The sequence below is a fragment of the Streptomyces sp. NPDC056835 genome (assembly GCF_042789485.1).
GTDB lineage: Bacteria > Actinomycetota > Actinomycetes > Streptomycetales > Streptomycetaceae > Streptomyces.
Map to the genome: position 1 here is coordinate 16,902 of NZ_JBHUBB010000040.1, position 20,548 is coordinate 37,449.

Here is a 20,548-nt window from a genome sequence, read left to right on the forward strand (position 1 = left end):
GGTGGTTGAACGATCTCCGCGACCGGGCGGTTACGGACCAGGTCGGCCGGGCTCGCCCCGGTGACTCTGTTCGAGGACGGCGCCAACCGCGGCGTGTCAGATGTGGCGCTGAGCCTGTACCCGCTCGTGGTGTGCCGCGGTGTCGTGCCGGGGGAGCAGGAGCGGGGTCGTCAGGAGGAGGAGACCGGCGATCGCGATCGCGGTGCGGGGGCCCGTGAGGCCGGCCAGCAGGCCCCACAGGGCGGTCAGGGCCGCGATGGTGAGTTTGCTGGTGACCGACCACGCGGACAGGGTGCGGGCGACCCGGTCCGTCGCCGTGTGGTCGAGCCGGTAGGTGGCGAACACCGGATTGAACACGCCCATGCACATGATGAGCCCGAACTCGACGGCGATGACGAGTACGAGCCCGCCGACGCCGGGGCGGATGAAGGCCAGCCCGAGCAGCCAGCACGCGCGCAGTACCCCGGCGGTGAGCATGACCTTGTGCTGTCCGAACCGTACGACGAGTCGGCGGGACAGTCGTGAGCCGATGAGACCGCCGACGCAGGGCGCGGCGAAGGCGAGGCCGTACTGCCAGGGCGCGAACCCGAGGTGGCTGAGCATGAGGACGGCGAGCACCGGGGAGGTCGCCATGATCAGACCGCTGACCAGGACCGTGTTGAAGAACAGCGGACGCAGCGCCGGGTGGGCCAGGATGTACCGCCATCCGTCGAACAGGTCGCCGACTCGGAAGCGTGGTGCGCCCGTTCGCACGGGGCGCGGCTCCTCGCCGCCGATCGCGCGGATCCCCGCCGCCGAGAGCAGGTAGCTGACGGCATTGGCCACCACGGTCATCACCGGGCCGAGCAGCCCGATCGCGGCACCGCCGAGCGGCGGTCCGAGTACCGACGCGGTCCACGTCGTGGACTCGAACCGCCCGTTCGCGACGAGCAGGTCCTCCGGCCGCACGAGCGCCTTCAGACATGCGCCGCCGGCCGCCGTGAAAGCGATGTCGGCCGCGCCGACGATGACCGCTACGACCAGGAGCTGGGCGAAGCTGAGCAGGCCGAGCGCGTACGCGGTGGGGACGCTCATCAGCGCGGCGAACCGGATCAGGTCCATCGCTATCATCACCGGCCGCTTACGGCGGAACTCCACCCACGGGCCGAGCGGCACCGCGACCACCGCGCCGGCCGCCAGCCCCGCGGCCGCCAGCAGCGACACCTCGGTCGTACCGGCGTGCAGCACGAGGATCGCGATCAGGGGGAACGCGTCGAACGCCAGCCACGTGCCGAACGTACTGACCCCGTACGCCGCCCACAGCCAACCGAACTGCCGGCCCAGCGACTTCCCTACCACCATCCCCGCCCATCTGCCGCGCGACGTCCACCCCGTACGAGTGGCGCCGCGCAGTATGTCAGCAGGCTGTCGGCCGGCGCGCGGGAGATAGCAGCGGCCGTTGTGCGCCGTGACCGGGGGGAGGAGGAACTACGACCGACGGCCGGGCTTGCCGCGCCGACCGCCCTTGGGACCGCCGGAACCGCTCCGCGGACTCTTGCCGGTCGGCTTGCCGGCCGATTTACCTGCCGATTTACCGGTCGACCTACCGGCCGCCGGCTTCCGCCGTGCGCCGCCCGTGTCGGGGCGCTCACGCTTCGGTTGTGGCGAGGTCGGACGCCCCCGTGAGCTGTTGACCGTGCGCCCGCGCACGATCCCGATGAAGTCCTCCACCAGTTCGGTGGTTTCGTCCTCCGGCCACGACAGAGCGACGCGCGACTCGGGAGCGTCCAGGACCGGCCGGTACGTAAGGTCCCTGCGGTGGTGCAGGCGGGCCAGCGACTGCGGGACGACGAGCAGTCCCACCCCCGCCGCGACCAGTTCGACGGCGTCCGCCGTCGTGGCCGGGCGCGCGTTCGCGGGCCGTCCCGGCCGGGACGGCCAGTCGAGGGTGTCATCGAGGGGATGCAGCACGATGTCGTCGGCCAGATCCTCGGCGGACACCTCGTCGACCGCTGCCACCACATGGTCCTTCGGGACCACGACCACCGTCGTCTCGGTGTAGAGGGGAATCGCGCTGAGGTCCGTCCGGTCGATCGGCAGCCGTACGAAACCGGCGTCGGCGCCGCCGTCCCTCAGGAGACCCGGCGCCTCGGCGGCGGACACCGTGACGAGGGTCAGCGGGATGTCGGGCAGCCGCTCGTTCCAGATCCGCACCCACTTGGTGGGGGTCACGCCCGGGACGTACGCGAGCCGGAACGAAGGGGGTACTTCCGAGCCTGTCACGCCACCAGGCTACCGGCCGTGGTCGGAGGTATCGCACACGCTCGCTACTCTTGACACCATGACGTCGCACCAGACCATCCAGACGATGAAGCCCGCGACCGCGGCGAAGAAGCTGGGTGTGTACCTTGAGGCCACCCCCGCCGAGTTCCAGGAGGGTGTCGTCTCGCGCACCGAGCTGAACGCGCTGCAGGCCGATCCGCCCCAGTGGCTGCTGGAGCTGCGACGCGACGGCCCGCACCCTCGGCCGGTGGTGGCCGCGAAGCTGGGTGTCTCCATCTCGGGTCTCGCGCGCGGCGGAGTGACGGACGCCCTCACCACGGAGCAGATCGAGGCGCTGAAGAGCGACAACCCCGGGTGGCTGCGGCAGGAACGCGCCACGCAGGCCGAGGTCAGGAAGGAAGCGCTGCGCATCAAGGAGAAGAACGCGGAGCGAGGCGACCAAGCCCGCCGACCGGGTTCCTGACCGTTCCCGCCGTCGGCGCGTGGTCGTGGACGTCGAGTTCGACCACCGCGCCGGTCACCCGGGCCCGTTCCGCCGCCCACACCACACGGTGGGTGGCGAGACTCTCGGCGGCGTCGGACAGCAGCGGGGACGCGTCACCGGCGGCGACGGCGCCGAGGAAGGCGTCGGTCAGTGCCTCGTCCCCGCCTCCGTGGCCGTCCTCGGACGAAGGCCCCGGGCTCCCCGTCGGACGCGTCCGTGTGTCGATGGTCTCCTCGGAACCGTCGCGGAAATCGACCAGCCGTAGTGTGCTTCCGTCGCCGTCGATGAAGCCGTGTGTGCCCAGCAGCCGGGTGCGGCGCTGTTCCATGGGGGTGAAGGCGCTCATGGTGAACGAACAGGTGGCGCCGGAGTCGAACTCCATGGTGACCACCTGATGGTCGACCACATCGTTGTCGCACGCGTACACACAGCGGCCGTACGGCCCGCCGCGCAGCGCGTCCAGCACACCCGCCTCGGTGTGGTCGTCGGTCACCGCCGACAGCGGCCAGAATTCCTGGTCCGGATTGCCCAGACAGCCCAGGTACAGCCGCTTGGCCGAGTACGGACAGCCCGTCTCCAGCGGGCAGTCGAGGCAGCGCTCGGTCGCGCCGGCCGGGGCGCCCTCGGGGCGGAAGTGCGTCAGGCTGCCGAAGGAAGCGACCTTCCGGGGCGTACGCCCGAACAGGTGGACCAGCCAGTCGATGTCATGGCAGGACTTGGTCAGCAGCATGGGGGCGGAGGTGTCCTGGCGGCGCCAGTTCCCCCGTACGAACGAATGGGCGTGGTGCCACCAGCCGACGGGCTCCAGGTGCTGGACGCTGACCAGACCGCCGATGCGGCCGCTCTCCAGCAGCCGCTTGAGCAGCCGGGTGTACGGGGTGTAGCGCAGCACATGGCAGACGGCCAGCAGGATGTCGTTGCGCCGCGCCGCGTCCGCGATCGCCGCAGCCTCGTCCTCGCTGGTCGCCATCGGTTTCTCCAGCAGAATGTGGTAGCCGAGATCGGCCAGTGCCACCGCCGGTCCGGTGTGCAGCCGGTCCTGGGTGGCGATGACGCAGGCGTCGGCCAGCCTGCCCGCCGCCACCACCTCGCTCCAGTCCGCGTACACCCGCTCCGGTGCTACCCCGAATTCCTCCGCCGCCCGCGCCCGGCGCCGCGGGTCGGGCTCGGCCACCGCGACCACCCGTCCCGCTCCCGTGGCCAGGGCGTGCCGGGCGTATGTCATTCCGCGGAGTCCGGCTCCGACGAGGACCATCGTCACCTGGGACATGGGCTTCCCCTTTCTTGAGTCCGTTGAGTACTCGTGAGTTCCGCTGAATTCGCTGAGTCCCTGAGTCCCTGAGTCCCTGAGTGCTCAGTTGCTGGGGACGCGGCCGTCCTGGCCCTGTCCGATCAGCCGCAGCAGACGGGCGACCTCGTCTGCCACCGCCTTCCGCGCGGGACGGAGATAGGCGCGCGGATCGACGGCCGTCGGCCGCGCGGACAGCCAGTCGCGCGCCGACGCGGTGAAGAGGGTGTTGAGATGCGTGGCGATATTGATCTTGCGCATCCCCGCCCGTACCGCGGCGGCGAGGTGGCTGTCGTCCACCCCCGACGAACCGTGCAGCACCAGCGGGACGGGCACCGCCGCGTGCAGGTCACGGATGAGATCCAGATCGAGCAGCGCGGTACGCCGGGTCATCTGGTGTGACGATCCGACCGCGACGGCGAGTGCGTCGACACCGGTGTCGAGGACGAATCGGGCCGCCTCGCCGGGGTCGGTGCGTACGCCGGGGGTGTGGGCGCCGTCCTTGCCCCCGATCGCGCCGAGTTCCGCCTCGACCCATACGCCGTACGTGTGGCACCAGTCGCTCATCTCGCGGGTACGGGCGACGTTCTCCTCCCAGGGCAGATGAGCGCCGTCGTACATCACGGAGGTGAAGCCGCGTCGGACCGCCTCTTTGATCAGATCGGGCCGGGTGGCGTGGTCCAGGTGCAGCGCGACGGGTACGGAGACGGCGGCGATGGCCTCCTGCGCGGCGGCGGCGAGCGGCCCGAGGGCGCCCCGGTACGCGACGGCGTTCTCACTGATCTGGACGATGACGGCCTCGTTCGCCTGCTCGGCGCCCGCGAGGACGGCCTCAAGCTGTTCGAGGAGGACGACATTGAACGCGCCGACGCCGTGCGTCGCTTCGCCGAGGATGTCGCCGGTGGGGACGAGTGGCATGTTCTGGGTTCCCGTGATGGACAGGTGGGGGGCGGATGTGGGGCTGTGGATGTGGGGACGTCGGATGAGGGATGTGAGTGACGGAGGGGGAACGACGGACGGAGGTGCCCCGTCGCGTCGCCGGTGTCAGCCCGTCCGCTCCAGGACGACCGAGCGCGTCAGATGAGCGGGCTGGTCGGGGTCACGGCCCGCCGCGGTGGCCAGCTCGACCGCCAGACGCTGTACGACGACGAGTTCGGCCAGCGGGTCGAGCCGGGGATGACGCAGATGGGCGCCGGTGGCACGGATCTGGTCGGCGAGCGGCCCGGGCAGGGACGAGAGCCCCCAGACCGCCCGGCCCGGCGCGGCCACGGCGATGGGGCCGTGCCGGTACTCCATGACGGAGTACGACTCGGTCCACCAGGCCGCCGCTTCCCGCACCTTGAGCGCCGCCTCCGCCGCGATACCGACGCTCCAGCCCGCGCCGAGGAAGGAGATCTGCCCGGCCCGGAGCAGCTCGGGCTCGATCTCGGTGGTGAGGGCCGTTTCGACATCGGCGAGCGCGCGGACGGTGCTGTGGCCCAAGTGGGCTCGGAGCAGCAGGAGCTGAGTGGTGGGAAAGCGGGTCTGGACGACGGACCGCTCGTCCGCGTAGTCGAGGCAGATCACATCGTGGGCGGCGGCGGCCGCGGGGGAGTCGCCGACGGCGGTGACGACGGTCGTACGCACGCCGGGCGCGAACCGGTCGAGCGCGGCGAGGACTTCGGTGGTCGTGCCGGAACGGGTCAGGGCGAGCACCCGGTCGTAGGCGCGGTGTGGCCTCACCTCCGAGGCCGGGTACGCGTCCGTGAGCCCGAGCCCGGCCTCCTCCCGGAGGTGGGCGTACGCCTGCGCCATGAACAGCGAGGTCCCGCAGCCGATGACCGCCACGCGCTCGCCCGGTGCGGGCAGGGCAGGGGCGTGCTCGGGAAGTTCCTTGAGGGCGCGCTCCCAGCAGGCGGGCTGGGAGGCGATTTCGTGGCTGGTGTGGTGCTGCGACATGATTCTCCGACGAGGTGTGAGAGTGCGGGGGTACGGGGGTTCCGGAGCGAGGGGGAGCGGGCGGCGGGGAGCGCTCAGTGGCCGAGCGTCGTACGCAGGGACGGCTGGAGCAGATCCGCGTGCGCGCGCACCATGTCGTCGCACAGGTCCCAGATCCGTTCGACGGGCAGGGCAGCCGCGGTGGCCGGGTCGGCCATGGCCGCCTGCCGGATGGAGCGCGGGTCGTCCTCCAGAGCGGCCCGGACGACCAGTTCGTTCATGCTCAGATAGCCCCGGTTGAGCGCGGCGCACTGGGCGGGCAGCGAGCCGAACCGGGTGGGCTGCACGCCCAGGGCGTCCACCAGACACGGCACTTCGACGGTACCGGCCGACGGGAGATTGTCGATCAGCCCGTGGTTGGGGACGTTGCCGTAGACCGTGCGGGGCGTGCCGGTGGTGATGCTGTGGATGATCTGGGGGGCGTACTCCATGGTGCCCTCGACAGCCAGTGGGGCTCCGCAGGCCAGCGCGTCACGGGTCCGCTCGTACTCGGCGATGTTCTCGTCGACGATGCCGAGATAGGCGCCGACGGGCAGGCGCAGCCGCTCGATCTCGCTGTCGTGGTGCAGATACCAGGGCACGTATTCGGAGGAGTGCTCGCTGGTCTCGGTCGGGTAGTAGCCGAGGCGCCGGTACATGTCGACGCGTACCCGGCGCCGTAGCTCGGGGTTCTCCGCGACGAGGGCGTCGAGCCGCGGGTAGAGGTCGTTCCCCTGGTGTTCGAGACGCAGCACCCACGCCTGGTGGTTGACTCCGGCGGCCCGGTAGGTGACCTCCTCGTGCGGGACGCCCAGGAGATCCGAGAGGTCGCGGATGGTCCAGTACACCGAGTGGCACAGGCCGACGACGCGGGTCAGCCCGGTGGCCCGGGTGAGGTACTGGACGTTCATCGCCATGGGGTTGGTGTAGTTGAGCAGCCAGGCGTCGGGGCAGACCTCGGCGATGTCCTCGCCGAGCGACTTGAGCAGCGGGAAGGTGCGCAGCGCGCGGAAGATCCCGCCCACGCCGAGGGTGTCCGCGATGGTCTGGCGCACGCCGTAGCGAGCGGGAATGTCGAAGTCGGTACGGGTCGACTCGCGCATGCCGACCTGGACGATGTTGATGACGAAGTCGGCGCCTTCGAGGGCCGCGCGCCGCTCGGCGTGGGCGGTGATACGGGGCGTGGTGCCGCTCGCCCCGGTCAGCCGGTCCGCGATATGGCGGGCGGCGCCGTGGGCCGTGGCGAGCCGTTCGGCGTCGATGTCGTGCAGGGCGATATGGGCGCCCTTGAGCTCCGGAAACGCGAACAGGTCCGCCAGCAGGCCCTGGGTGAATACGACGCTTCCCGCGCCGATGAATGCGATCTTCGGGGTGGTGATGGTCATCAGAGGTTCTTTCCGTTGCGGGCGAGGGCCGATGTGGCCTCGTCCCAGGTGGGCTGGGCGGCGGTGCCGCCGTGCGCCCGGGTGGACAGAGCGCCGCACGCGGCGGCGATTTCGAGTGCCTCGGCGATGGACAGGCCGCGCAGGAACGCGGCGATGAAACCGGCGTCGAAACTGTCGCCGGCGCCGACGGTGTCCAGCGGCCCGGCAGCGATCCCGGGGGTACGCAGCAGGGTGCGGCCGTCGTGTACGAGGGCGCCGTCCGCCCCGTTCTTGACCACCACCCGCGGCCCGTGGGCCGCGAGTGCGCCGGCCGCCGCCTCCAGGGCATCCGCGGTGGCGGGCGAGCCGGCCGCGTCCGGAGAAGCGGCGGCGGACGCGAGAGCCAGCGCCTCCCGCGCGTTGGGAAGCAGGAAGTCGGTGACCGCGAGCGTCGCGTCGATACTTCCGGGCGCCCACGCGCCGGAGGGGTCGTCATTGGTGTCGAGCGAGGTGGTGATGCCGTGCGCCCGTGCTGTGGCCAGCAGTTCGGGCAGCGCGTCGGCGAGTTTGGGCAGCAGGAAGTAGGAGGCTGCGTGCACATGCCGGCTGCTGGTGAGCAGCGCCTCGGGAACGTCGTCCGGCCCCGTGGCGGACAGGGTGCCGGGGGAGGTGAGGATCGTACGGTCGCCGTCCTCGCGTGTCACGACCACCGTGAGCGGTGTCGGCAGGCCGGGATCGACGCGCAGGGCGTCGGTGTCGACGCCCCGGGCATTCAGTGCCGTACGGATGAAACGCCCCGCCTCGTCGTCCCCGACGCGCCCGGCGAAGGCGACCTTCAGCCCGAGCCGGGCGGCTCCGCACGCCATGATCGCTGCGGAGCCGCCGAGCGTGAGCAGGCCGCTGTCGACGAGTTGTTCGCGCTGCCCGAAGGCGAGCGGCGCGTCGAGCGGTCCCAGAACGATGTCGGGGTTGGCGTCCCCGATGACAAGCAGGTCGAAGGTGTGCGGCATGCGGCTTCCCGTGATTGCGGCGTGTGGTGTGTTGTTGTGTGGTGTGTACGGAGGGCGGGAGCGGGACTCAGCCCTTGAGACCGCTGGACGTGATGGACTGGATGAAGGACTTCTGCGCGAAGAGGAAGGCGAGCAGCACCGGCAGAACGGTGATCACATTGCCCGCCATGACGGCGGACCACTGGGTGTGGTGCTGCCCCTGGAAGGTCGTCAAGCCGAGCTGGAGCGTGTACTGGGTGTCGTGATTGATGGCGATCAACGGCCAGGTCAGGTCATTCCAGGTGGTCAGGAAGGTCAGAACCGCCACGGTGCTCAGGGCCGGTCGCGACAGCGGCAGCACAATGAGGAACAGCACCCGTAGCCGTGAGCAGCCGTCGATCCAGGCCGCTTCCTCCAGTTCCCTGGGCAGGGAAAGGAAGAACTGGCGCAGAAGGAACACGGCGAACGGTGTGACCAGCGACGGGACGATCAATGCGCCCAGTGTGTCGATGAGTCCGAGACGCTTCATCACCAGGAACGTGGGGATCATCGTCAGCTGGAACGGGATCGCCATCGTGGCCAGCATCAGGCCAAGCAGGACACGGGAGCCGGCGAACCGCATCCGGGCGAAGGCGTAGCCGCCGAGCGAGCCGAGCAGCAGATTGGACGCCACCGCGACCACCGAGACGATCAGTGAGTTGGCGAACCAGCGCGGGAACATCGCGTTGCCGAGCACATACCGGTACCCGCCCAGGTCGATCCCCGACGGCCAGAGGGCCGGCGGGAAGCGGTTGATCTCCGCGTTGCTCATCACGGAGCTGAGCAGCAGCCAGATCAGCGGGATCGCGAAGATCAGGGTGAGAGGGGCGAGCAGCAGATGCCAGGGGCTGAACGGCAGCCACCGACGGCCTCGCGGAGGTCCGGCGGCCGGCCGGGCGGAAACGGAAGAGGAGGCGGGAGAGGAAACAGAAGACGAGGCAGAGGCGGAGGTGGATGTGGCCGTCATCGTGCGGCTCCTTCGAGGCGGTGGTTCTCGCGTCGGCCCCGTACGCCCCGTGCCACCCGCGGGACCGCGGCGACCAGGAGCAGCGCGAGCGCCAGCGCGTAGGCGGCAGCCGCGCCGTAACCGGCGGTGAAGTTCTTGAACGCCTGCTCCCAGATGAAGTAGACGATCACGGTGGTGGAGCCGAGGGGTCCGCCCTTGGTCGTCACGTACACCAGGTCGAAGACCTGAAGCGCGTTGATGGTCTGCCACAGCAGGAGGAACACGGTGACCGGTGTGATCGCGGGCAGGATGACATGCCGCAGCAGGTGCCATCGTCCGGCGCCGTCCAGCCGCGCCGCCTCGATGAGGGACGGTGGCACGTCCTGGAGCGCGGCGAGAGTGACCACCACGCAGAAGCCGGTGCCGCTCCACAGTGAGATCGCCACCAGAACGAGCAGAGCCTGTCCGGGGTCGGTGAGGAAGCCCTGGGAAGAGATACCGAGCTTGTGCAGTAGGGAGTTGGCCGCACCGAACTCCGGGTCGAGGATGAAGGAGAACAGCACCCCCTGCGCCGTCGCCGAGATGACGAACGGCACGAAGATCAGTGTGCGGTACACACCCACCAGCCGGATCCGCTGGTTCAGTACGAGGGCGAGCAGCAGCCCCAGACCGATGCTCAGCGGCACATACAGCGCCGTGTACAGCAGTGTGTTGCGCACCGCTTGGCTGAAATGCGGGTCCCGCACCAGTGCGTGGTAGTTGCCGAGACCGACCCAGCGGCTGGGTGTGACCAGGTCGTCGGCCTGGAAGGAGAGCAGCAGCGACCAGGCCACGGGGATGACACTCAGACCGAGAATGATCAGGACCGAGGGCGAGACGAACGCCCAGGCGGTCGCGGTCTCCCCGCGCCGCCGGCGCCGTGGAGCGCCCGGTCGTGGCCTCTTCCCAGTGGCGCTCGACACCGCGTCGCGGTTGTTCTCATCGCCGTGGGCATCGGTTGTGGAGTCGTTGTGTTTGTTGTGCTCGTGGCCGTGGTCCGGAAGCGTGAGCGGAGTGGGCAGGCGCGACATCGTATTCCTCTCAACGCGGGATGAGCAGAGCGGCGTTGGCCTCGTCGGCGCACGCGCGCAGGGCCTTGACGGGGGTACTCCTGCCGAGGAGTACGGCGGCGATGGCCTGTCCGAGCGCCTGCGAGATCTGCGGATACGCCGGGTGTACTGGACGTACACGCGCCGTATCCAGCGCCCGGGTGAACACCGGCAGCCCCTCCGTCCTGGCCGCCTGCGCCTGCCACGCGGGCAGGGCCTCCGTACTCCGGCTCAGCGGCAGGCTGCCGGCCATGACGTCCCAGCGCACATCCTGGGCGGGCTGCGACAGCCAGGTGACGAAGGTACGTGCCGCCCGTACACGCGCCGGACCGTTGTCGAACACGGTCCACGTGTCGGGTCCCGAAATGGTCATCGGCTTGCCGCTGTAGCTGGGCAGCGGCACCACGTGGTAGTCGATCTTCGCCTGCCGCACGTCGGGCAGCTGCCACGGTCCGGTGACGACCATGCCCATCCGGCCCGAGAGAAAGACCTGGTACATCTGCTCGCTGCCCGGCTTGGGGTCGACGTAGACGCTCTTGTCCTTCGCGAGAGCCGCCACCGTCTCCAGGGCTTGTACGCCGACGTCCGCGAACCCGATCCGCTGCCCGTCCGCGCCGACGACATCGCCCCCCAGGTCCCACACCATCGGCCACAGCCGCCACACCGTGTCCTCGTCGCCCACGCCGGGCCAGCCCGTGCCGAAGGTGCCACGCCCTCCATCGGTCAGCTTCTTGGCCGTCGCCACGAACTCCGCCCAGGTCCAGCCCGGTTCGGGAAGGGGCAGGCCGGCGTCGCGGAAGAGCTTCTTGTTGCAGACCACGGCGAGCGAGTCGATCAGTGCGGGAGCCGCCCGTACCTGTCCGTTGAGTGTGACGGCCTCGCGGGCGGGAGCCCAGAAGTCGTTCCAGGGGAGGGGGCCGGAACGGACCGTGTCGGTCAGATCCACCACGGAGGGGCTGCGCGCGACGCTGGCCAGGTCCGAGCCGAAGACGTAGGCGACGTCGGGGAAGGAGCCGGACGCGAGCGCCGCGGTGATCTTCTGCAACATCGCGTCGGCCAGCACGCCCCCGCCGGAATCGACACGGATACCGGGATGGGTGCGGTTGAACTCCGCGACCAGTTTCTCGATCGCCGCACGGCCGGTGTCCGTCTGTCCGTGCCAGAGTTCGACCAGGACCCGTCCGTCGGCTCCGACGCCGTCGCTCGTGTCCGTACCGCATCCGGGCAGGGCCGCCGTGGCGGCGGCGCCGAGCGCCAGACCTGTGCCCCGCCGCAGGACCGTACGGCGCGAGAGCCCGGCGGGAGTGCCGGGAATGCGGTGTGCTGCGGCCATGTGAGCCCCCAAGGGAAACGCGGCACGGGACGTCATGCGGGGAGCGTCTCGGCACGGTGGGTGGTGTGCTGTGAAGTGGTGTGCTGTGAGGTGGTGTCCAGGAGTGCGCCGCGTGGGGGCGGGGAGCGGCGGCTCGGTGCACCCCGGCCCGAGACCGGGGTGGGCCGAGCCGGTCAGAACCGCTCGGCGGGCTGATCGGACGGGCGGGTTCAGCAGGTCTTGCGGACGTACGCGCTGTTGCCGGGGGCGGTGACGTCGACGTCGCGCAGAACGGCACTCAGCCGGTCACCGAAGCCCGCGCACGTCTCCTTGAAGTATTTCTCCTTGTACTCGATCACGACCTTCACTCCGGCCGGCGGAGTGCAGGGCTCGCCGATCTGGTAGTCGAAGTTGGCGTGTACCGGAGGAGGGGCACGGCCCGGGCGGCCGCGCTCGCGGTGGAGGAGGCGAGCGGCGGGGTGGTCACCGGCGCTGCCACGGCCGCCGCGGCGGTGACGCACCGACGAGACCGGACACGGTTCATGAGGGGCATCTTGAGCTCCAGAAGATGGGGGGTACGTCCCCGCCTCGGACTCCGCGATCTCCACGGGGGGGTCCTGGCGACTCAGTCCGGGCTTACGGCGCGTGGGCCGCGTTACCGGCTGGGCGTACCTCTGGCGCCGGGTGCTCAACTCTGGCGTTGCATGGAGTAAAGCGAGCAAGTTTCGGCATGTCAACAGTTCGAAGCTGCGCACTTTGCGCATATGGGCAGTGGGTTCGGTGCTCCGAGGGCCCGAGAATTCCCCGAGCTGCGCGTTCCCGTGCGGGGCTATGCTCATCTCATGCTGAAAACTGAGCGCCATGCGCGGATACTTGAGCATGTCTCCGCGCGAGGCGGCTCCGACGTCAATGAACTCTCGCGGCTGCTGAATGTCTCGGGAGCCACGGTCCGGCGCGATTTGCAGCACCTGAGCCGGCTCAACCTGCTGCGCCGTACGCACGGCGGAGCGGTGGTCGGCAGCGTCGCGGCGGAGCTTCCGGTCCACCACCGTACGGAGCGCTGCCGGCCCGAGAAGCAGGCCATCGCACGGGCCGCGGCCGAACTGGTGCCGGAGGGTGCGGTCGTCGGCCTGACCGGTGGCACGACCGTCGCCGAGATCGCGCGTGTGCTCGCCGCGCGCGGCCCCGTCACCATCGTGACCAACGCCGTCAACATCGCCGCCGAACTGGTGCCGCACAGGGATGTGACGCTCGTCGTCGTCGGCGGCTATGCCCGTACCGCGAGCTACGAACTCGTCGGCCCCATCGCCGAGAAGACACTGGCCGACCACCACACCGACATGACATTCCTCGGGGTGGACGGGATCAGCGCGGCCCACGGCTGCACGACCCACGACCAGCTCGAAGCGGCGACGGACCGCGCCTTCGCCGCCAACAGCGGCCGGACCGTCGTCGTGGCGGACCATTCGAAGATCGGGAAGGTCACCTTCGCGAAGATCTGCCCCCTGACGGACATCGACCACCTCGTCACCGACAGGGGAGCCCCGGCCGACCCCCTGGCACGCATCGCCGACGCGGGCGTCGCGGTGACGGAGGTCTGACCTGTCCGGGCATGAAGATCGCGCGTCCGTGCGCATCGCGTGACGCGGTGGGATTATGGGGGGCACAAGGGGATGGTGAGGCGGATGTCAGCGGCGCGCAGGCAGTCGAGCCCGAGTCCCGGAGCTCAGCCTCCCGCGCGTTCGGAGGTTCCTTTGGACGCATCCAATGGCGGGACCGTGGTGGTGGACGCGGCGGGCAGGGTCGTCGCCTGGACCCGGGGGGCGGAGGAGATCCTTGGCTACCCACCCGTGGAGGTGGTGGGCCGGTCCGCCGCTCTGCTCCTGGGTGATCCGGGCGACCGGGTGCGTGCGGTGGCCATCGCCGAACGCTGTCGCGCGGGGGCCGGGTGGAGCGGGGTCGTCACGCTGCTGCACCGCGACGGCCGGCGCTTCGAAATGAACCTGCGCGTCTCCGCCTCGTTCCGTATCGGTGGCGATGAGTGCTTTCTGATCTCGGCATGGGCGCAGAGGACCCAATGGACGATGGGCCAGTCCGTGCTGGACGGGTTCGTGACCCGGTCGCCCGTCGGCATGGCGGTCATGGACACGGACCTGCGCTACATCTGGCTCAACGACACCCTGGAACGGTTCGGCGGTGTGCCCCGTGAGCAGCGCCTGGGCCGCCGTCTGAGCGAACTGCTGCCGGGCCTCCAGGCCGACATCATCGAAGACCTGATGCGCAAGGTGTCGCAGAACGGCGTGCCGGTCACCGACTACGAGTACCTGGGCTGGAGCTGGGCGGATCCGCATCGGCAGCACGCCTACTCCACCTCGTTCTTTCCCCTGGTCGGTGCCGATGGAGCCGTCACAGGCGTCTGCTACATCGTTCTCGATGTGACCGACCGGTGGAACGCCCGCGAGCTGCTGGCCATGGTCAACGACGCGGGAGCCATGGTCGGCAGCACCCTGGACGTGACTCGGACGGCCCAGGAACTCGCCGATTTCGCCGTGCCCCGCTTCGCCGACTTCGTCACCGTCGACCTGCTGGAACCGATCCTCAGCAACGAGGGGCAGGGGACCTGGCTGACCGACGCGGGACCGGCGGTCAGCCGGGCGACACTGCGCCGGGCGGGCATGAGCTCCGTACGGGAAGGGTGCCCGGAGGCCATTGCCCGGATCGGTGACCGGGTGGACTCGATCCCCCCGCCGCACGGCCCTGACCTCCTGATCAACGGCGAGCCGATCTTCATCGAGGTCCTTGACCCCACCGATCCCCAGTGGGTGACACGGCAGCCCGCCAGGACCACGGCCATCCGCGAGTACGGACTCCACTCGCTCATCTCCGTGCCGATGCGGGCGCGGGACACCGTGCTGGGCGTCACCACGTTCTTCCGCTCACTGAACCCGGTGTCCTTCAAGCCGGACGATGTCCTGCTGGCCCGGGAAGTCGTCGCGCGCGCGGCGGTGTGTGTGGACAACGCGCGCCGCTACACCCGTGAACACAACGCGACCGTGACGCTTCAGCGCAGCCTGCTGCCGCACACCCTGGCCGGCGGTGCCGCCGTGGACGTGGCCTCCGTCTATCTGCCCGCGGGCGCGGGGGACGGTGTGGGCGGGGACTGGTTCGATGTGATTCCCCTGTCCGGCGCCCGCGTGGGCCTGGTCGTGGGCGATGTGGTCGGGCACGGCATCAGCGCCGCCGCCACCATGGGGCGCCTGCGCACCGCGGTGCAGACACTCGCCGACATGGACGTGCCCCCGGACGAGTTGCTGGCCCACCTCGACGATCTGGTGCTCCGCCTCAGCGAGGAGGAGCCGGCCAACGAGGTGCCCGACCCGTTCCGTACGACCGTGGTCGGTGCCACCTGTCTCTACGCCGTCTACGATCCGGTCACCCGGCGTTGCACGCTGGCCCGTGCCGGGCATCCGCCGCCCGTCGTCGTCACTCCGGACGGGCACGTCAGCTATCTGGAGCTGCCGGCCGGACCGCCGCTGGGACTGGGCGGGCTGCCCTTCGAGTCGGCCGAGATCGAGCTCGCCGAGAACAGCCTGCTCGGTCTCTACACCAATGGCCTCATCGAGGCCGCCGACCGGGACATCGACCTCGGCATGTCCCGTCTCTCGCACGCCCTGGCCCAGCCCGGCCTCTCCCTCACGGCACTGTGCGCCGCCGCCGTGGAGCGGCTGACCGCCGAGACGCAACCCGACGACGTGGCGCTGCTGCTGGCGCGTACCCGTGGCCTGAGCGTCGAGCATGTCGTCTCCTGGAACGTGGCGTCCGATCCCGCCGCCGTCGCGGGCATCCGCAATCTGGCGACCCGCCAACTGGAGGAATGGGGCCTGGACGAGCTTGTCATGACGACCGAACTCATCGTCAGCGAACTGGTCACCAACGCGGTCCGGTACGGCACAGGCCCGATCCGGCTCCGGCTGATGCGCCAGTCCCGCCTGATCGTCGAGGTCGCCGACGCGAGCAGCACCTCTCCCCGGCTCCGGCACGCCCGTACCACCGACGAAGGCGGCCGCGGGCTCTTCCTCGTCGCCCAGCTCGCCCACCGCTGGGGCACCCGGCACACACCCGAAGGCAAGATCATCTGGGCGGAACAAGAACTGTTGTGACTCCGCCCCCGCGCGCACGGGGTGTCTTTTCCACTGGGCCGGGTCTCAGTGCGGGCCGGGTCTCAGCGCCAGTGCCGGACGGTCCAGGTGAACTGGTCGCCGCCCACCCACCGGACCACCTCCGGGTCGTCCAGATCGGCGCCCTTCAGGCCCAACGCGAAGGCGTACTCGAAAACATCCTCGATCGAGAACGCCTTGCCGGCCAGCTCGCCGTGAATCTCCACCAGCCGGAAGGGCGGTTCACCCTCCTGAACAGGCAGCACGACCACTGGCGCGTAGGCGAACCGCGGCTTCTCACTCTCTGCCATGAAGTCGACCTCTGCCTCAACGGTTGAACGGCGTGTGCGGTCCGTTCTGACAGGCTCCGGTGCCCGGGCGCGCACGGCAACCCGGGGAACGGTCCCGGGCGGCGGAGTGTCAGACGAACGCGTCGTGCATATAGCACCAGCGCCAGTCCTCCCCGGGCTCCAGGGACGCCACGAGCGGGTGACCGAGGGAGGCGGCGTGGGCGCGGGCGTGCCGTAGCGGGGAGGAGTCGCAGCATCCGACATGGCCGCAGGTCAGACAGAGGCGCAGCTGCTCCCAGGGCGCGCCGAGTCGCAGGCACTCCTCGCATCCGTCGGGGGTACGGGGGGTGACGGGTCGCACCATGGAGAGGTGCCAGTCGGAGTCCGTGGTCACGGCCCTCACCTCCCCCGTCACCGAACCCGCTTTCCCGGTCACGGCCCTCACCTTTCCTCACGCTGCCCGCTGTGCCTCGGACCCGGGCGGGTCCTGATACGTCACGACCAGCTCGCCGTTCTGGGCGTCCACCTTGATGTGCGATCCGTCCGCCGCCTCACCGCGCAGCAGCGCCCGTCCGACCAGCGTCTCGACCTCGTGCGAGATATAGCGACGCAGCGGCCGGGCCCCGTACACCGGGTCGAAGCCCTGGTGGGCGATGAGTTCGCGGGCCGGCTCGGTGAGTTCCACCGTGATCCTGCGCTCCGCGAGACGCCGGCGCAGTTCGTCGAACTGGAGATCGACGATCCGCTCGATCTGGGTCAGGCCGAGCGGCTTGAAGAGCACGATGTCGTCCACCCGGTTGAGGAACTCCGGCCGGAAGTGCGCGCGGAGTTCGGACATCACCTGCGCGCGGGCGTCGGGCTTGATCTCGCCGTCCGCGCTCGCGTCCAGCAGATACGGGGAGCCGATGTTGGAGGTCATGATGACGACGGTGTTGCGGAAGTCGACGGTCCGCCCCTGGGCGTCGGTGATCCGGCCGTCGTCCAGGACCTGGAGCAAGGTGTTGAAGACATCGGCGTGGGCCTTCTCGATCTCGTCGAACAGGACCACCGAGTACGGCTTGCGGCGAACGGCCTCGGTGAGCTGGCCGCCCTCCTCGTACCCGACGTATCCGGGCGGGGCGCCGACGAGCCGGCTCACGGTGTGCCGCTCCTGGTACTCGCTCATGTCGAGGCGGACCATGCTCTCCTCGGAGTCGAAGAGCGCCGCCGCGAGGGTCTTCGCCAGCTCCGTCTTGCCCACACCGGTCGGGCCGAGGAAGATGAACGACCCGATCGGACGGCGCGGGTCACGGATCCCGGACCGGGCCCGGATGATCGCGTCGGCCACCAGCCGTACGGCCTCGTCCTGCCCGATCACCCGCTCCTGAAGGATCTCGTCGAGCCGCAGCAGCTTCTCGCGCTCGGCCTCCTGGAGACGGCTCACCGGAATGCCGGTCCACGCGGCGACGATCTCCGCGATCTCGTCCTCGGTGACCACCTCGCGCAGCAGCCGGGTCTCGCCCTGTTTGGCGCGCAGTTGCTCCTCCTCGGCGGCGAGGCGGCGTTCCAGATCGGTGAGCGTCCCGTAGCGCAGTTCCGCGGCGCGGTTGAGGTCGTAGGCCCGTTCGGCCTCGTCGGCCTCCTGACGGACCCGTTCCAGTTCCTGGCGCAGCTCCTGGACCTTGCGGATGGCCTGGCGCTCGGACTCCCACTGGGCGTGCCGGGCGTCGGCCTCGGCCCGTACATCGGCCAGCTCTTTGCGCAGCTCCTCCAGCCTGGTCACGCTGGCCGGGTCGGTCTCCTTGGCGAGGGCCGCCTCCTCGATCTCCAGCCGGGTCACCCGCCGCGTCAGCTCGTCCAGTTCGGCGGGCATGGAGTCGATCTCGGTACGCATCCGGGCGCAGGCCTCGTCCACCAGATCGATCGCCTTGTCGGGCAGGAACCGGTCCGAGATATAGCGGTGGCTGAGCGTCGCCGCGGCGACCAGCGCCGTGTCCTGGATCCGCACGCCGTGGAAGACCTCCAGACGCTCGCGCAGTCCGCGCAGGATGGAGACGGTGTCCTCCACGCTCGGCTCGTCCACCAGGACCTGCTGGAAGCGGCGCTCCAGCGCGGCGTCGGACTCGATGTGCTTGCGGTACTCGTCCAGGGTGGTGGCGCCGATCATGTGCAGCTCACCGCGGGCGAGCATCGGCTTGAGCATGTTCCCGGCGTCCACCGCCCCTTCGGCGCCGCCCGCGCCGACCACGGTGTGCAGTTCGTCGAGGAAGAGCAGGATCCGTCCGCCGGCCGCCTTGACCTCGCCGAGCACCGCCTTGAGCCGTTCCTCGAACTCACCGCGGTACTTGGCCCCGGCCACCAGCGCGGCCATGTCGAGCGCGAAGACGGTACGGTCCCGCAGCCCCTCGGGCACATCGCCGCGGACGATCCGCTGGGCGAGTCCCTCCACGATCGCGGTCTTCCCCACCCCCGGATCGCCGATCAGCACCGGGTTGTTCTTGGTCTTGCGGCTGAGTATCTGGGTCACCCGCCGTATCTCCGCGTCCCGGCCGATCACCGGGTCCAGACTGCCGCTACGGGCCTCGGCGACCAGATCGCGGCCGTACTTCTCCAGGGCCTCGTACGCGGCCTCCGGGGTCGCGGAGGTGACCCGCTGATTGCCCCGGACCCGGGTGAGCGCCGAGAGGAACGCCTCCTGGGTGAGCCCGTGGTCCTTGAGCAGACGCCCCGCGGCGGTCGCGGAGCCCTCGTCGGCCAGCGCCATCATCAGATGCTCGACGGAGACATACTCGTCCTTGAGCCGCTTGGCCTCCTGCTCGGCGCTCTCCAGCAGCCGCGACAGCCGCTGGGTGACGAACACCTGGCCGGGCGCGGCTCCGGGGCCGGTCGACCTGGGCCGGCGCGACAGCTCGCCCTCCACCGCCGTGCGCAGCGCGGACGGTTCGACACCGGCCTGGTCGAGCAGCCGGGGTACGAGCCCGTCCCGCTGGTCGAGCAGCGCGAGCAGCAGATGCTCACCGTCCACTTCGGTCTGCCCGAGGCGTACGGCCGCGCTCTGGGCCTCTTGCAGGGCTTCCTGGGACTTCTGGGTGAGGCGGTTCATGTCCATGGCACGTCGTCACTCCTCGCGCCGGTGCGGCGCAGCGCCGTCTCCAGCAGACTGATCCGGTCCAGCAGGTCCAGTACCAGCCCGATGGAGGCGTAGTTGAGGGGGAGTCCGGCCCGCAGCCGCTGTATACGGGCCAGCGTGCGCGGGGCGGACAGATCGAACCAGAGCCGGCCCGCGGGGTCACGGGTGGCGTCCACCAGCCCCAGCGTCACCATGCGCCGGACCATGTCCGGGTGCAGGCCCGAGCGGCGGGCCACGCTCTCCAGACTGAGCCTTCTGACGGGCGCCAGCTCGTAGACCCGGACGGCCGGCGCGTCCGGCCGTCGCTGCCGTTGATCGGGCGTCATCCCGGCCTCCTCGGGTCGAAGTCGGACGCGGCCGCCAGGTTTTCGAACAGCTCGCGTTCACGGTCGGTGGGGTGCGGCGGGACCATCACCCGGAGCTCGGCGTAGAGGTCGCCGTCGGTGCCGCGCGGATGGGGCATGCCCTCACCGCGCAGCCGCAGCCGGCGCCCGCTGGAGGAGCCGGGCGGGACGGTGACCTTGGCGGTGCCGCCCGGGGTGGCCAGCGGCACGGTCGCGCCGAGCGCCGCCTCCCAGGGCGTCACGGGCAGCTGGACATGGATGTCGCGGCCCTCCAGCCGGTAGCGCTCATGGGGTTTGACGTGTACCCGCAGATAGAGGTCACCGGCGGGCGCGTCACGACTGCCCCGGCCGCCCTCGCCCGCCAGCCGGATCCGCTGCCCGTCCCGCACCCCCCGGGGAATGGTGACCTGGTAGTCGCGCCGGCCGTCCGGCCCGGCGAGGCTGACCCCACGCCGCCCGCCGCGATACGCCTCCTCCACGGACAGCTCCACCTCGGCCTCCTGGTCGGCGCCCGGAACGGTCCGGCGGGGCCCGCCGCGCCCGCCGAACAGGCCGCCGAAGAGATCCTCGAAGTCCACGTCCTGGTAGGCGCCACCCGCGCCCTGAGCGAACCGCACCCCGCCGCCCGTGGAGGCCCAGCCCCCACCGCCGCGCCCGGCCCCCGCGGCCACCCGCTCGTCGTAGTCCTCGGGGATCTGCCGGAAGTCCGGGCCGAACCGGTCGTAGCGCGCCCGGGTGTCCGGGTCGGCCAGGACGCTGTACGCCTCGTTGACGTCCTTGAAGCGTTCCTCCGCCTTCGGGTCCTTGTTCACGTCCGGGTGGTGGCGACGGGCCAGCTTCCGATAGGCCTGCTGGATCTCCTCCTGGCTCGCCGAGCGGGGGACGCCAAGGACCTCGTAGTAGTCCTGTGCCATGCGCCG

The 20,548-nt window shown here is 70.3% G+C and carries 19 protein-coding genes; 3 read left to right on the forward strand and 16 right to left on the reverse strand.

Annotated features, from left to right (window positions below; all coding sequences use genetic code 11):
* Nucleotides 1-96 precede the first annotated feature (96 nt).
* Both ACFRMN_RS33240 and ACFRMN_RS33245 read right to left on the reverse strand, forming a co-directional pair.
* On the reverse strand, nt 97-1,341 hold the full coding sequence (locus ACFRMN_RS33240) for an MFS transporter (RefSeq protein ID WP_383026810.1): 1,245 nt from the start codon (nt 1,339-1,341) through the stop codon (nt 97-99).
* 126 nt (nt 1,342-1,467) lie between these two features.
* Nucleotides 1,468-2,262, reverse strand: a complete 795-nt coding sequence (locus ACFRMN_RS33245) for a LysR substrate-binding domain-containing protein (protein WP_383026813.1) — start codon at nt 2,260-2,262, stop codon at nt 1,468-1,470.
* Nucleotides 2,263-2,320: 58 nt separating this feature from the next.
* Between ACFRMN_RS33245 and ACFRMN_RS33250 the strand changes: the two genes are divergently transcribed.
* A complete protein-coding gene (locus ACFRMN_RS33250; RefSeq protein ID WP_383026816.1) occupies nt 2,321-2,725 on the forward strand; it encodes a DUF5997 family protein in 405 nt (134 codons plus the stop codon).
* Here the strand turns inward: ACFRMN_RS33250 and ACFRMN_RS33255 are convergent.
* The 9 genes from ACFRMN_RS33255 to ACFRMN_RS33295 form a co-directional block, all read right to left on the reverse strand.
* Complete coding sequence (locus tag ACFRMN_RS33255) at nt 2,673-4,016, reverse strand: Gfo/Idh/MocA family protein (protein WP_383026819.1); 1,344 nt, start codon at nt 4,014-4,016, stop codon at nt 2,673-2,675. The two genes, ACFRMN_RS33250 and ACFRMN_RS33255, sit on opposite strands and share 53 nt — an antisense overlap.
* A gap of 84 nt (nt 4,017-4,100) precedes the next feature.
* The gene (locus ACFRMN_RS33260) at nt 4,101-4,952 is read right to left on the reverse strand and encodes a ketose-bisphosphate aldolase (protein ID WP_383026821.1); all 852 of its coding nucleotides are present in this window, start codon (nt 4,950-4,952) and stop codon (nt 4,101-4,103) included.
* Nucleotides 4,953-5,078: 126 nt separating this feature from the next.
* Nucleotides 5,079-5,972, reverse strand: a complete 894-nt coding sequence (locus ACFRMN_RS33265; RefSeq protein WP_383026822.1) for an SIS domain-containing protein — start codon at nt 5,970-5,972, stop codon at nt 5,079-5,081.
* A gap of 74 nt (nt 5,973-6,046) precedes the next feature.
* A complete protein-coding gene (locus ACFRMN_RS33270; RefSeq protein ID WP_383026825.1) occupies nt 6,047-7,375 on the reverse strand; it encodes an alpha-glucosidase/alpha-galactosidase in 1,329 nt (442 codons plus the stop codon).
* Nucleotides 7,375-8,364: a carbohydrate kinase family protein gene (locus tag ACFRMN_RS33275; protein WP_383026828.1), complete on the reverse strand. Its 990-nt coding sequence runs from the start codon at nt 8,362-8,364 to the stop codon at nt 7,375-7,377. Before ACFRMN_RS33275 ends, ACFRMN_RS33270 begins: the two co-directional genes overlap by 1 nt.
* Nucleotides 8,365-8,431: 67 nt before the next feature.
* Nucleotides 8,432-9,349 (reverse strand): carbohydrate ABC transporter permease, encoded by a 918-nt coding sequence (locus tag ACFRMN_RS33280; RefSeq protein ID WP_383026831.1) that lies wholly within the window; start codon nt 9,347-9,349, stop codon nt 8,432-8,434.
* Entirely contained in the window at nt 9,346-10,398 is a 1,053-nt protein-coding gene (locus tag ACFRMN_RS33285; protein ID WP_383026833.1) for a carbohydrate ABC transporter permease, read from the reverse strand. The genes ACFRMN_RS33280 and ACFRMN_RS33285 overlap by 4 nt, the downstream gene beginning before the upstream one ends.
* A 10-nt stretch (nt 10,399-10,408) precedes the next feature.
* Entirely contained in the window at nt 10,409-11,749 is a 1,341-nt protein-coding gene (locus tag ACFRMN_RS33290; protein WP_383026836.1) for an ABC transporter substrate-binding protein, read from the reverse strand.
* A 209-nt stretch (nt 11,750-11,958) separates the two neighbouring features.
* Nucleotides 11,959-12,249, reverse strand: a complete 291-nt coding sequence (locus tag ACFRMN_RS33295) for a hypothetical protein (protein ID WP_383026839.1) — start codon at nt 12,247-12,249, stop codon at nt 11,959-11,961.
* 321 nt (nt 12,250-12,570) lie between these two features.
* Between ACFRMN_RS33295 and ACFRMN_RS33300 the strand changes: the two genes are divergently transcribed.
* Together ACFRMN_RS33300 and ACFRMN_RS33305 are read left to right on the forward strand one after the other, a co-directional pair.
* A complete protein-coding gene (locus ACFRMN_RS33300) occupies nt 12,571-13,329 on the forward strand; it encodes a DeoR/GlpR family DNA-binding transcription regulator (RefSeq protein WP_383026842.1) in 759 nt (252 codons plus the stop codon).
* Nucleotides 13,330-13,413: 84 nt separating this feature from the next.
* Nucleotides 13,414-15,888 (forward strand): SpoIIE family protein phosphatase, encoded by a 2,475-nt coding sequence (locus ACFRMN_RS33305; RefSeq protein WP_383026845.1) that lies wholly within the window; start codon nt 13,414-13,416, stop codon nt 15,886-15,888.
* A 62-nt stretch (nt 15,889-15,950) separates the two neighbouring features.
* Here the strand turns inward: ACFRMN_RS33305 and ACFRMN_RS33310 are convergent, their stop codons facing one another.
* The 5 genes from ACFRMN_RS33310 to ACFRMN_RS33330 form a co-directional block, all read right to left on the reverse strand.
* Entirely contained in the window at nt 15,951-16,196 is a 246-nt protein-coding gene (locus tag ACFRMN_RS33310; protein WP_383026848.1) for a hypothetical protein, read from the reverse strand.
* Between the two features lie 109 nt (nt 16,197-16,305).
* Nucleotides 16,306-16,539: a UBP-type zinc finger domain-containing protein gene (locus ACFRMN_RS33315; protein ID WP_383026966.1), complete on the reverse strand. Its 234-nt coding sequence runs from the start codon at nt 16,537-16,539 to the stop codon at nt 16,306-16,308.
* A gap of 87 nt (nt 16,540-16,626) precedes the next feature.
* Nucleotides 16,627-19,263 carry an ATP-dependent chaperone ClpB gene (gene clpB / locus ACFRMN_RS33320; RefSeq protein ID WP_383026851.1) on the reverse strand — a complete coding sequence of 879 codons (2,637 nt, stop codon included), beginning with the start codon at nt 19,261-19,263 and terminating at the stop codon, nt 16,627-16,629.
* Nucleotides 19,254-19,610 (reverse strand): chaperone modulator CbpM, encoded by a 357-nt coding sequence (locus ACFRMN_RS33325; protein WP_383026854.1) that lies wholly within the window; start codon nt 19,608-19,610, stop codon nt 19,254-19,256. Before ACFRMN_RS33325 ends, clpB begins: the two co-directional genes overlap by 10 nt.
* Nucleotides 19,607-20,542, reverse strand: coding sequence for a DnaJ C-terminal domain-containing protein (locus ACFRMN_RS33330; protein WP_383026857.1), 936 nt, complete (start codon nt 20,540-20,542; stop codon nt 19,607-19,609). Before ACFRMN_RS33330 ends, ACFRMN_RS33325 begins: the two co-directional genes overlap by 4 nt.
* Nucleotides 20,543-20,548: the final 6 nt, after the last annotated feature.